Below are 11,928 nucleotides of genomic sequence, written 5' to 3' on the forward strand. Positions count from 1 at the left end.
CCGAGGCCGCCCGCGGGCGGCCTCGGCGTTCATGCCCCGCTCACTCGCGACCGGCGTCCACCGGCACGCAGGCGCAGAACAGGTGGCGGTCGCCGTAGACGTTGTCGACCCGGTTGACCGCCGGCCAGTACTTGCACGCCCGGGTGTGTGCGCTGGGGGTCACTGCCTCGGCGATGCTGTAGGGCCGCTCCCAGACGCCGGTGACGTCGGCCAGGGTGTGCGGCGCGCGCTTGAGCGGGTTGTCGTCCGCCGGCCACTCGCCGGACTCGACCTTCGCGATCTCGGCGCGGATGCCCAGCATGGCCTCGACGAAGCGGTCCAGCTCGGCCTTCGACTCGCTCTCGGTGGGCTCGATCATCAACGTGCCGGGCACCGGGAAGGACATGGTCGGCGCATGGAAGCCGTAGTCCATCAGGCGCTTGGCGATGTCCTCCTCGCTGATCCCGCTGGACGCCTTGAGCGGGCGCAGGTCGATGATGCACTCGTGGGCCACCCGGCCGTTGCGACCGCTGTAGAGCACCGGGTAGGCCTCGGCGAGGCGCGTCGCCAGGTAGTTGGCGTTGAGGATCGCCACCTCGGTGGCCTCCTGCAGCTGCGGGCCCATCAGGGCGATGTACATCCAGCTGATCGGCAGGATGCTGGCGCTGCCCCATGGCGCGGCGCTGACCGCGCCGTTGCCGGGCAGCGGGCCGTCCAGCTCCACCACCGGGTGGTTGGCGAGGAACGGCGCGAGGTGCGCCTTGACGCCGATCGGGCCCATCCCCGGGCCGCCGCCGCCGTGGGGGATGCAGAAGGTCTTGTGCAGGTTCATGTGCGCCACGTCGGCGCCGATGTCGGCCGGGCGGCTGAGGCCGACCTGGGCGTTGAGGTTGGCGCCGTCCATGTACACCTGGCCGCCGTGGGCGTGCACCAGCGCGCAGATCTCGCGGATGCCCTCCTCGAACACGCCGTGGGTCGAAGGGTAGGTGATCATCAGGCAGGACAGCCGCTCGCCGGCCGCCGCGGCCTTGGCCTCGAGGTCGGCGAGGTCGACGTTGCCGGTCCTGTCGCAGGCCACCACCACCACCTGCAGGCCGGCCATGCTGGCGGTGGCCGGGTTGGTGCCGTGCGCCGAGGCGGGAATCAGGCAGATGTCGCGCTGCGTCTCGCCGCGGCTGGCGTGGTAGTGCTGGATCGCCAGCAGGCCGGCGTACTCGCCCTGCGCTCCGGAGTTGGGCTGCATGCTGATGGCGTCGAAGCCGGTGATCGCGCACAGCCAGCCTTCCAGCTCGCCGATCATCCGCTGGTAGCCGCGCGCCTGCTCGCGCGGCACGAAGGGGTGCAGGCTGGCGAACTCGGGCCAGCTGACCGGCAGCATCTCGCTGGTGGCGTTGAGCTTCATGGTGCAGGAACCGAGCGGGATCATCGCCTGGTTGAGCGCCAGGTCGCGGCCCTCCAGCTGGCGCAGGTAGCGCAGCATCTCGGTCTCGCTGTGGTGGCTGTTGAACACCGGATGCTCGAGGAAGCCGGAGGTGCGCGCCAGATCGGCGGGAATGCCGGCAGGCAGCGCCGGGTCGTCGGCCAGCGCGGCGAGGTCGATGCCGTGGTCGGCGCCGAGGAAGATCTGCGCCAGCCGCTCGACGGTGTCCAGGCTGCAGGTCTCGTCGAGGCTGAGGCCGAGCTGGCCGCGGCCGAGGATGCGCAGGTTGATCCGCGCGGCGCTGGCGCTCTCCAGGATCGCCTGCTGGGCGCCGCCGACTTCGAGGGTCAGGGTGTCGAAGAACTGCCGGTTGCGGCGGGCGATGCCGCCCTGCTCGAGTGCCGCGGCGAGGATCGCGGTGAGCCGCTGCACCCGCCCGGCGATGCGCCGCAGACCCTGCGGGCCGTGGTAGACGGCGTAGAAGCCGGCCATGTTGGCCAGCAGCGCCTGCGCGGTGCAGATGTTGGAGTTGGCCTTCTCGCGGCGGATGTGCTGCTCGCGGGTCTGCAGCGCCATGCGCAGGGCGACGTTGCCGCGCGCGTCCCTGGACACGCCGATGATGCGTCCCGGCATGGCGCGCTTGAACTCGTCGCGGCAGGCGAAGAAGGCCGCGTGCGGGCCGCCGTAGCCCATCGGCACGCCGAAGCGCTGGGCGCTGCCCAGGGCGATGTCGGCGCCCAGCTCGCCGGGCGGGGTGAGCAGCACCAGGGCGAGCAGGTCGCAGGCCACGCAGGCCAGCGCCTGCTGGGCGTGCAGCTGCTCGATCAGCGGGCGCAGGTCGCGGATCTCGCCGTGGCTGTCGGGGTACTGCAGCAGCGCGCCGAACACCTGGTACCGGCCGAGGTGCTCCGGGCTGTCGATCACCAGCTCGAAGCCGAAGCCGGCGGCGCGGGTCTGCAGCACCGAGAGGGTCTGCGGATGGCAGTTCTCGTCGACGAAGAAGCGGTTGCTGGCGCTCTTCGCCACCCGGCGGGCCATGGCCATGGCCTCGGCGGCGGCGGTGGCCTCGTCGAGCAGCGAGGCACTGGCCAGCTCGAGGCCGGTCAGGTCGCAGGTCAGCTGCTGGAAGTTGAGCAGCGCCTCCAGGCGGCCCTGGGAGATCTCCGGCTGGTAGGGCGTGTAGGCGGTGTACCAGCCGGGATTTTCCAGCACGTTGCGCAGGATCACCGGCGGGGTGTAGGTGGCGTAGTAGCCCATGCCGATCAGGCTGGTCCGCAGCTCGTTCTGTTCGGCATGGCTGCGCAGGCGGGCCAGCGCGGCCTGCTCGTCGAGCGCCGGCGGCAGCGCCAGCGGGCCGGCCAGGCGGATCGCCGGCGGCACGCTCTGACCGATCAGCTCGGCGCGGTCGGCGACACCGAGGGCGGCGAGCATGGCGCGCTGCTCGGCGGCATCGGGGCCGATATGGCGATGGAGGAAGGCTTCGGGCTGCAGCAGGTCGCTGGGGCGAGACATGGCACGGACTCCGGAACGGGGGTCCGGCCGCTCCGGCAGCCGGACAGGCGTTTGGCGCGGAGCCGGCAGCCCCGCCGGCAGGCGCGAGCCACCGGCGGGAGGGGGATCAGGCGTCGCAGCTGGCCTGGTAGGCGGCGGCGTCGAGCAGCTGGTCGAGGTCGCTGGCGCTGGCCGGCTGCAGCCTGAAGAACCAGGCGCCGTAGGGGTCGCCGTTGATGCTTTCCGGTGCGTCGGCCAGCGCCTCGTTGACCGCGATCACGGTGCCGGCGACCGGCGCGTAGATGTCCGAGGCGGCCTTCACCGACTCGACCACGCCGGCCTGCTCGCCGGCGGCCATCGCCTTGCCGACTTCCGGCAGTTCGACGAAGACTACGTCGCCGAGGGCTTCCTGGGCGTGGTCGGTGATGCCCACGGTGACGCTGCCGTCCTGTTCCAGGCGGGCCCATTCGTGGCTGGCGGCATAACGCAGTTCGGCGGGAGTGTTGCTCATTGTTGGATTCCTTGTTCGATTCGGCGCCGGGGCGGCACCCGCGGAGAATGTGCGCTCAACAGTACAGGGACGCGGTCGGCGCGGCTACGTCCCGCGCCCTCAGATCAGCGGCTTGCCGTGACGCACGAAGCTCGGCTTGACCACCCGCACCGGGTACCACTTGCCGCGGATCTCCACCTCGGCGCGCTCGCCGGTGCCGGCCGGCACGCGGGCCAGGGCGATGGCCTTGCCGAGGGTCGGCGAGAAGCTGCCGCTGGTGATCTCGCCGTCGCCGATGCCGGCCACGCGCACCACCTGGTGGGCGCGCAGCACGCCGCGCTCCTCGAGCACCAGGCCGACCAGTTTGGTCTCGGCGCCGCCGCCGTCGCGCTGCGCCTGCAGGGCGGCGCGGCCGATGAAGTCGCGCTCGACCGGCTGCCAGGCGATGGTCCAGGCGAGGTTGGCGGCCATCGGCGTCACCGTCTCGTCCATGTCCTGGCCGTACAGGTTGAGGCCGGCCTCGAGGCGCAGGGTGTCGCGCGCGCCGAGACCGGCCGGGGTGATGCCGGCGCCGACCAGGTCGTTGAGGAAGCCCGGCGCCTCGGCGGCCGGCAGCATGATCTCCAGGCCGTCCTCGCCGGTGTAGCCGGTGCGGGCGATGAACCAGTCGCCCTCGGCCTGGCCGTGGAACGGCTTGAGGGCGCGGATCAGCGCGGCGCGCGGCGGGGTGACCAGCGCGGCGCAGCGCTCCAGGGCGTGCGGGCCCTGTACGGCGAGCATGGCCAGGTCGTCGCGCTCGCGGATCTCGACGGCGAAGCCCTCGGCCTGCGCCTGCAGCCAGGCGAGGTCCTTGGCGCGGGTGGCGGCGTTGACCACCAGGCGGTAGCCGCCCGCGCTGCGGTAGACGATCAGGTCGTCGATCACCCCGCCCTCGGCGTTGAGCATCAGGCTGTACAGCCCCTTGCCGACCGCGTCGAGGCGCGCCACGTCGTTGGCCAGCAGGCGGCGCAGGTACTCCCCGGCCTGGGGCCCGGCGACGTCCACCACGGTCATGTGCGAGACGTCGAAGACCCCGCAGTCGCTGCGCACCTGATGGTGCTCCTCGACTTGCGAACCGTAGTGCAGCGGCATGTCCCAGCCGCCGAAGTCGACCATCTTGGCGCCCAGCGCCACGTGCAGATCATGGAGGGGTGTACGCTGTCCCATGGGAACCTCTTCCGGGCCTCGAATGGCGGGCATTGTAGCCGCAAATCCGCCAGCGGACATGCGCCCGGTCAGCCCGCCGGCCGGCGCGCTCAGCCGTAGCGGCGCGCCGAGCGGCGGATCAGGCCGATCACCGGCAGCAGGCCGACCAGCACCAGGGTCAGCGCCGGCAGCGCCGCGCGCGCCCACTCGCCCTCGCTGGTCATCTCGAATACCCGCACCGCCAGGGTGTCCCAGCCGAACGGGCGCATCAGCAGGGTCGCCGGCATCTCCTTGAGCACGTCGACGAACACCAGCAGCGCCGCGCTGAGCACGCCGGGCACCAGGAGCGGCAGGTAGACCCGACCGAACAGGCGCACGCCGCCGACCCCCAGGCTGCGCGAGGCCTCCGGCAGCGACGGGCGGATGCGCGCCAGGCTGCCCTCCAGCGGGCCGTAGGCCACCGCCATGAAGCGGATCAGGTAGGCCAGCAGCAGCGCCGCCAGACTGCCCAGCAGCAGCGGCTTGCCGGCGCCGCCGAGGGCGCCGGACAGCGGGATGACCAGGTGGCGGTCCAGCCAGCTGAAGGCCAGCATGATCGACACCGCCAGCACCGAGCCGGGCAGCGCGTAGCCGAGGTTGGCCAGGCCGACCAGCGCCTGCATGCGCCGGGTCGGCGCCAGGCGGCGGGCGAAGGCCAGCAGCAGGGCCAGGGCCACGGTGATCGCCGCGGCCAGCGCGCCGAGGTAGAGGGTGTGCAGGATCAGGCCGACGTAGCGCTCGTCGAGGTCGAAGCGCCCGCGCTGCCAGAACCAGGCCAGCAGCTGCAGCACGGGGACGACGAAGGCGCAGGCGAACACCAGGCCGCACCAGGCGCTGGCGGCGAAGGCGCGGGCGCCGCGCAGGTGGTAGAGCGCCGCGCTGCGCGCGCGCTCGTTGCCGGGCCGGCTGGCGCCGCGGGCGCGGCGCTCGCCCCAGAGCAGGACCATCACCGCCAGCAGCAGCAGGCTGGCCAGCTGGGTGGCGCCGGACAGGCTGTAGAAACCGTACCAGGTCTTGTAGATGGCGGTGGTGAAGGTGTCGAAGTTGAACACCGACACCGCGCCGAAGTCGGCCAGGGTCTCCATCAGCGCCAGCGCCAGGCCGGCGCCGATCGCCGGGCGCGCCACCGGCAGGGCGACCCGCCAGAACGCCTGCCAGGGCGACAGGCCGAGCACCCGCGCCGCCTCCATCAGGCCCTTGCCCTGGGCGAGGAAGGCGTTGCGCGCCAGCAGGTAGACGTAGGGGTAGAACACCAGCACCAGCACCAGGATCACCCCGCCGGTGGAGCGCACCCGGGGCAGGCGCAGGCCGCTGCCGAACAGCTCGCGCAGCAGGCTCTGCACCGGCCCGGCGAAGTCGAGCAGGCCGACGAAGACGAACGCCAGCACGTAGGCGGGAATGGCGAAGGGCAGCATCAGCGCCCAGTCCAGCCACTTGCGGCCGGGGAACTCGCACAGCGCGGTGAGCCAGGCCAGGCTGACGCCGAGCAGGGTCACGCCGACGCCGACGCCGAGCACCAGGCTCAGGGTGTTGCCGAGCAGGCGCGGCATCTGGGTGTCCCACAGGTGACTCCAGATCTCGCCGTCCACTTCGCCCCAGCTCAGCAGCAGGACGCTGAGCGGCAGCAGGACCAGGGCGGCGATGGCCGCGGCGGGCGGATACCAGCGGCGTTGGGCGGAATGGGCCACGCAGACTCCTTGGCAGACAGGACACGGGATCGGGCGGGCCGGATCATGCAAGTCTCATGCACAGCCATGCGCCATCCCCAAACGAAAACGCCCCGGCTGGGCGGCCGGGGCGTCGAGTATAACCAAAGGCGGACGGGAATCAGTTCCAGCCGGCGCGATCCATCAGGCGGATCGCCTCGGCCTGGCGCTTGCCGGCCACTTCCACCGGGATGCTGTCGGCCTTGAACTCGCCCCAGGCGGCCACCTCGGCGGACGGCTTGACCTGCGGGTTGGCCGGGTACTCCTGGTTGACCCCGGCGAACACGCCCTGGGCTTCGGCGCTGGTCATCCACTCCAGCAGCTGCTGCGCCTGCTCGGCGTGCGGGGCGTACTTGGTCACGCCGGCGCCGGCCAGGTTGACGTGCACGCCGCGGTCGGCCTGGTTCGGCCAGAACAGCTTGGCCTTGAGGTCCGGCTTCTGCTGGTGCAGGCGGCCGTAGTAGTAGGTGTTGACGATGCCGACGTCGCACTGGCCGGCGTCGATGGCCTGGATCAGCGCGGTGTCGTCGGCGAACGGGTCGGTGGCCAGGTTGGCGACCCAGCCCTTGACGATCTGCTCGGCCTTCTCGGCGCCGTGAGTCTCGATCAGGGTGGCGGTCAGCGACTGGTTGTAGACCTTCTTGCTCGAGCGCAGGCACAGGCGGCCTTCCCAGTTCTTGTCGGCCAGCGCCTCGTAGGTGCTCAGTTCGGCCGGCTTGACCCGCTCGGTGGAGTAGACGATGGTCCGTGCGCGCAGCGACAGGCCGGTCCAGGCACCGGTGCTGGAGCGGTACTGGCTGGGGATGTTGGCCTCGATGACCTTGGACTGCAGCGGCTTGAGCACGCCTTCCTGCTCGGCCTGCCAGAGGTTGCCGGCGTCCACGGTGATCAGCAGGTCGGCCGGGGTGTTCTCGCCCTCGGCCTTCAGGCGCGCCAGCAGCGGCGCCTCCTTGTCGGTGATGAACTTGACCTTGACCCCGGTCTTGGCGGTGTACTGGTCGAACACCGGCTTGATCAGCTCGTCGATGCGCGCCGAATAGACCACGACCTCGTCGGCTGCCTGCACGGTACCGGCCAGGGTGGTCAGCGCCAGGGCTGCCAGGATCTTCTTGTTTGCCTGCATGGAACACGCCTCGTAGGGGGTTGAGTTGGGCAAATGATAGTTACTAGCATTTGCCATAACAACCCGCAACGTGCCTTCAGGCACGCATTTTTTGCTCCCGATCAAGCCCCTCGGCCCGCGCCAGTGCCGGCAGGTCGCCGGACAGGCCCAGCGCCTGGCGCACGAACAGGCCCTTGGCCTCGTGGTGGCCGTCCATCAGGCGCAGGCCGGCGTTGCGCAGCCAGCGAAGCGCTGGCCGGTCGGCCTGGAACAGGCGCTCGAAGCCCTCCATGGCTGCCATCATCGCCAGGTTGTGCGGCATGCGCCGGCGCTCGAAGCGCCCCAGCACGCGCGCATCGGCCAGCTGCTCGCCGCGCGCGCGGGCGTGCAGCAGCACCTCGGCGAGGGTGGCGGCGTCGAGGAAGCCGAGGTTGACCCCCTGCCCGGCCAGCGGGTGGATGACGTGGGCGGCGTCGCCGATCAGCGCCAGGCCCGGCTCGACGTAGCGCTTGGCGTGGCGCTGGCGCAGCGGGATGCACAGGCGCGGATCGACATGCAGCACGGTGCCCAGGCGCTGTTCGAAGGCGCGGCCCAATGCCTGGGCGAAGGCGGCGTCGTCCAGCGCCATCAGCCGCTCGGCCTCGGCCGGGGTGCACGACCAGACGATCGAGCACCAGTGGCGGTCGCCGCCCCTGTCGAGCGGCAGGAAGGCCAGCGGACCGTCGTCGGTGAAGCGCTGCCAGGCGGTGGCCTGATGCGGCTGCTCGCAACGCACGCTGGTGACTATGGCCTGGTGCAGGTAGTCCCACTCGCGGGTGGCGCAGCCGGCCAGGCGGCGCACCGCCGAATGAGCGCCATCGGCGGCGACCAGCAGCGGCGTGCGCAGCTCGCGGCCGTCGGCCAGCTGCAGCAGCCAGCCACCGGCAGAGCGGCGCAGCTGCTCGAGCCGGGCATGGGCGAGCAGCTCGACGCCGCTATCCTGCAGCCGTTCGAGCAGGGCGTCCTGCACCACGCGGTTCTCGACGATGTGGCCGAGCACCGCGGCGTGCACGCTGGCGGCGGAAAAGTGGATCTGTCCGGTGCCGGAGCCGTCCCACACCTGCATCGCCGTGTAGGGCGCGGCGCGCCGCGCGACGATGCCCTCCCAGGCGCCGAGACGGGCGAGGATGCGCCGGCTGGCCTCGGACAGCGCGCTGACCCGCGGCTCGAAGGGCGCGGCCGGGTCGAAGGGCGCCGGTTCCAGCGCGCCGCCGTCGATCAGCAGGATGCGCAGGCCGCTGCCGGCCAGGGCCAGCGCCAGGCTGCTGCCGACCATGCCGGCGCCGACGATGATCAGGTCTGCGTGCATCGGGTGCTCCTCGCGCCCGGCCAGCGGCGGGCGCCTGTGAAGTGGTGTCAGGGCCGGGTGCCCAGGCCCATGGCCTGGCGGGCGAACCAGTGCTTGGCCGGCGGCAGCAGGTCGAGCGCCAGCAGGCCGAGGTGGCGGACGTCGCTCAGGCCGGCGCGCTCGTGGGAGAACAGCCGGGTGACCCGGTCGGAAAAGCCCACGGTCAGCGTCTGGTCGAGGCGCTGGCCGGCCAGGTAGCGCTGCAGCACGCCCAGCTCGCCGAGCGCTGCGTCATCCTGCAGCAGGGTCTCGGCCAGCGCCATGACGTCGCGCAAGGAAAGGTTGTAGCCCTGTCCGGCGATCGGGTGCAGGCCGTGGGCGGCGTTGCCGAGCACCACCAGGTGGCGGCGCACCTGCTCCTCGGCCTCGAGCAGCGCCAGCGGGTAGCTGTGCCGCGCGCCGACCCTGCGCAGGGCGCCGAGGCGGTAGCCGAAGGCCCGCTGCAGCTCGGCGAGGAAGGCGCGCTCGTCGAGCGCGGCGAGGCGCGCGGCATCGGCGTCGGGGCGGGTCCACACCAGCGCGCAGCGGTCGTCGGCCAGCGGCAGCAGGGCCATCGGCCCGTCGCTGGTGAAGCGCTCGAAGGCCTCGCCGCGATGCGCCTCGCCGGGGGTGACGTTGGCGATCAGCGCGGTCTGCCCGTAGGGCGTGCGGCGCACGTGGATGCCCAGCTGCCGGCGCAGGTCGGAGCGGCCGCCGTCGGCCAGCACCAGCAGCTCGCAGTCCAGCGGGCTGCCGTCGTCGAGGGTCAGCCGGTAGCCGCTGGTGCGCGCCTGCGCTGCGCTCACCCGCGCCGGGCAGCGCCAGTCGATGCCGGCCTCGCCATGCAGCGCCTGCCACAGGCAGTGGCCGAGCCAGGCGTTCTCCACCACGTAGCCGAGCGCCGGCACGCCCTCCTCGTCTGCCGCCAGGCGGGTGGCGCCGAAGCGGCCGCGCTCGGAGACGTGGATGCGGGTGATCGGCTCGGCGCGCCCGGCGATGGCCGGCCACAGGCCGAGGTCCTCGTAGATCAGCCGGGTGCCGAACGACAGCGCCGAGCAGCGCGCGTCGTAGCTGGGCTGGAAGCCGTCGCCGGGGGCGTGCGGCTCGATCAGGCTGATCGTCCAGCCGCGCTCGCGCGCACCGCCCTGCAGCAGGGCCAGCGCCAGGCTGGCGCCGACCAGGCCGCCGCCGACGATGGCGATGCGGCCCTTGCCGTCAGCCGCCATCTCAGGCCGCCTGGCTGCGCGCGGCAGCCATCAGCGCCTCGATCTCGGCGACCGTCTTCGGCACGCCGGCGGTGAGGATCTCGCAGCCGTCGGCGGTGACCACCACGTCGTCCTCGATGCGCACGCCGATGCCGCGCCAGCGCTCCGCGACGCTCTGGTTGTCGTGGGCGATGTAGATGCCCGGCTCGACGGTCAGGCACATGCCCGGCTCCAGCTCGCGCCACACGCCGCCGATCTTGTAGTCGCCGACGTCGTGCACGTCCATGCCCAGCCAGTGGCCGGCGCGGTGCATGTAGAACGGCTTGTAGGCCTCGCACTCGATCAACTGGTCGACCTCGCCGGCCAGCAGGCCGAGCTCCACCAGCCCGGCGGTGATCACCCGCACGGTGGCCTCGTGGGCCTGGTTCCAGTGCTTGCCCGGGGCGATCTCGGCGAAGGCGGCGGTCTGGGCGGCGAGCACCAGCTCGTAGATGGCCTTCTGCTCGGCCGAGAAGCGCCCGCTGACCGGGAAGGTGCGGGTGATGTCGCTGGCGTAGCAGTCGATCTCGCAGCCGGCGTCGATCAGCACCAGGTCGCCGTCGCGCAGCGGCGCATCGTTCTCGCGGTAGTGGAGGATGCAGGCGTTGCGGCCGCTGGCGACGATCGAGCCGTAGGCCGGCAGCTTCGCCCCGCCCTTGCGGAACTCGTAGTCCAGCTCGGCCTCCAGGTGGTACTCGGACAGTCCGGCGCGGCTGGCCTGCATGGCGCGCACATGGGCGCGCGCGGAGATCGCCGCGGCGGCCTTCATCACCTCGACCTCGGCCGGCGACTTGAACAGGCGCATGTCGTGCAGCAGGTGGTCGAGGGCGCCGAACTCGCTGGGCGGGGTGGCGCCCTGGCGGACCTTGCTGCGGATCGCGTTGATCCAGCCGACCAGCTGGCGGTCGAACTCGGGGTTGGCGCCGAGGGCGTAGTAGACCCGCGAGCGGCCCTCGATCAGGCCGGGGAGGATGTCGTCGATGTCGTCGATGGGGAAGGCGTCGTCGGCGCCGTAGTCGCGCACCGCGCCCTCCTGGCCGGCGCGCAGGCCGTCCCACAGCTCGCGCTCGGGATTGCGCTCGCGGCAGAACAGCACGTACTCGCCGTGCTCGCGCCCGGGGATCAGTGCCAGCACCGCCTCCGGCTCGGGGAAGCCGGTCAGGTACTGGAAGTCGCTGTCCTGGCGGTAGTCGTACTCGACGTCGCGGTTGCGCACGTGCACCGGCGCGGCGGGCAGGATGGCGATGCTGCCCGGCACCATCTGCTGCATCAGCGCCTGGCGGCGGCGGGCGTACTCGGACTGGGCGATGCGGGTCATGACGCGCCTCCTTGGCGGATCAGTGCAGGGACGGTTTGGCGTCGTCGGCGGGCTTCACCGGCAGGCCGCCGCACTCGCTGAGCAGCAGCAGGGGGGCGACGCGCAGGTACTCCATCACCTCCATGTAGTCGTTCTCGGCGTCCTCGGACTCCTCCAGCGACTCCTCGATACGGGCGATGGCGGCCAGGTCCTGGAGCACCTCGCCGGCCTCGGCGGACAGCTTGCCCTCGCGGGCGGTGAGGCCGAAGCCGGCGAGGAAGCCCTGGCACCACTGGCCCAGCGCCGCGGCGCGCTCGGCCAGCGGCGCCTCGTCGGCCGGCAGCAGCAGCACCAGCGACAGCTCGCCGCCCTCCAGCTCGCTCCTGACCATCGCCTGCAGGCCGAGCAGGGCCTGGCGCAGGCGCTCGTCGGGGGCGGCGTCGAGCAGCTCGGCGGCGGCGGCCAACCACAGGTCCGGGTCGAAGCCGGCGCCGGCGCAGGTGCGCCCGAGCAGCAGGCCGTGCAGCTCGGCGGGAGAGATGGACTGGCCGGAACCGGAAAGCAGGGCGGCGAAGGCGGAATAGGCGGAGGCAGGCAGGGACATGGCAG

The 11,928-nt window shown here is 72.1% G+C and carries 9 protein-coding genes; all 9 read right to left on the reverse strand.

The genetic code is table 11. From position 1 onward, the window contains the following. Positions 1-40 precede the first annotated feature (40 nt). The 9 genes from gcvP to RA210_RS12770 all read right to left on the reverse strand — a co-directional run bounded on the left by gcvP (position 41) and on the right by RA210_RS12770 (position 11,923). Complete coding sequence (gene gcvP / locus RA210_RS12730; protein WP_201486694.1) at positions 41-2,911, reverse strand: aminomethyl-transferring glycine dehydrogenase; 2,871 nt, start codon at positions 2,909-2,911, stop codon at positions 41-43. A 106-nt stretch (positions 2,912-3,017) separates the two neighbouring features. Beyond that, positions 3,018-3,401, reverse strand: a complete 384-nt coding sequence (gene gcvH, locus RA210_RS12735; RefSeq protein WP_201486695.1) for a glycine cleavage system protein GcvH — start codon at positions 3,399-3,401, stop codon at positions 3,018-3,020. 99 nt (positions 3,402-3,500) lie between these two features. Next, positions 3,501-4,586 (reverse strand): glycine cleavage system aminomethyltransferase GcvT, encoded by a 1,086-nt coding sequence (gene gcvT, locus RA210_RS12740; protein WP_201486696.1) that lies wholly within the window; start codon positions 4,584-4,586, stop codon positions 3,501-3,503. Positions 4,587-4,675: 89 nt separating this feature from the next. Then, on the reverse strand, positions 4,676-6,292 hold the full coding sequence (locus RA210_RS12745; protein WP_201486697.1) for an ABC transporter permease: 1,617 nt from the start codon (positions 6,290-6,292) through the stop codon (positions 4,676-4,678). A 139-nt stretch (positions 6,293-6,431) separates the two neighbouring features. After that, positions 6,432-7,433, reverse strand: a complete 1,002-nt coding sequence (locus RA210_RS12750) for an extracellular solute-binding protein (RefSeq protein WP_136490387.1) — start codon at positions 7,431-7,433, stop codon at positions 6,432-6,434. A 76-nt stretch (positions 7,434-7,509) separates the two neighbouring features. Continuing rightward, the gene (locus tag RA210_RS12755) at positions 7,510-8,760 is read right to left on the reverse strand and encodes a 2-octaprenyl-3-methyl-6-methoxy-1,4-benzoquinol hydroxylase (protein WP_201486698.1); all 1,251 of its coding nucleotides are present in this window, start codon (positions 8,758-8,760) and stop codon (positions 7,510-7,512) included. 47 nt (positions 8,761-8,807) lie between these two features. After that, complete coding sequence (gene ubiH / locus RA210_RS12760) at positions 8,808-10,004, reverse strand: 2-octaprenyl-6-methoxyphenyl hydroxylase (protein ID WP_201486699.1); 1,197 nt, start codon at positions 10,002-10,004, stop codon at positions 8,808-8,810. A 1-nt stretch (position 10,005) separates the two neighbouring features. Further along, positions 10,006-11,340 carry a Xaa-Pro aminopeptidase gene (gene pepP / locus RA210_RS12765; protein WP_136490384.1) on the reverse strand — a complete coding sequence of 445 codons (1,335 nt, stop codon included), beginning with the start codon at positions 11,338-11,340 and terminating at the stop codon, positions 10,006-10,008. 19 nt (positions 11,341-11,359) lie between these two features. After that, a complete protein-coding gene (locus tag RA210_RS12770; RefSeq protein ID WP_201486700.1) occupies positions 11,360-11,923 on the reverse strand; it encodes a UPF0149 family protein in 564 nt (187 codons plus the stop codon). Positions 11,924-11,928 lie beyond the last annotated feature (5 nt).

It is taken from the genome of Pseudomonas sp. OF001 (assembly GCF_904426495.1).
GTDB lineage: Bacteria > Pseudomonadota > Gammaproteobacteria > Pseudomonadales > Pseudomonadaceae > Geopseudomonas.

What these genes read in the sequence shown, in the direction of transcription:
- gcvP (WP_201486694.1), bottom strand. Translation starts at nt 2,911, where the DNA reads ATGTCTCGCCCCAGCGACCTGCTGCAGCCCGAAGCCTTCCTCCATCGC.
- gcvH (WP_201486695.1), bottom strand. Translation starts at nt 3,401, where the DNA reads ATGAGCAACACTCCCGCCGAACTGCGTTATGCCGCCAGCCACGAATGG.
- gcvT (WP_201486696.1), bottom strand. Translation starts at nt 4,586, where the DNA reads ATGGGACAGCGTACACCCCTCCATGATCTGCACGTGGCGCTGGGCGCC.
- RA210_RS12750 (WP_136490387.1), bottom strand. Translation starts at nt 7,433, where the DNA reads ATGCAGGCAAACAAGAAGATCCTGGCAGCCCTGGCGCTGACCACCCTG.
- RA210_RS12755 (WP_201486698.1), bottom strand. Translation starts at nt 8,760, where the DNA reads ATGCACGCAGACCTGATCATCGTCGGCGCCGGCATGGTCGGCAGCAGC.
- ubiH (WP_201486699.1), bottom strand. Translation starts at nt 10,004, where the DNA reads ATGGCGGCTGACGGCAAGGGCCGCATCGCCATCGTCGGCGGCGGCCTG.
- pepP (WP_136490384.1), bottom strand. Translation starts at nt 11,340, where the DNA reads ATGACCCGCATCGCCCAGTCCGAGTACGCCCGCCGCCGCCAGGCGCTG.
- RA210_RS12770 (WP_201486700.1), bottom strand. Translation starts at nt 11,923, where the DNA reads ATGTCCCTGCCTGCCTCCGCCTATTCCGCCTTCGCCGCCCTGCTTTCC.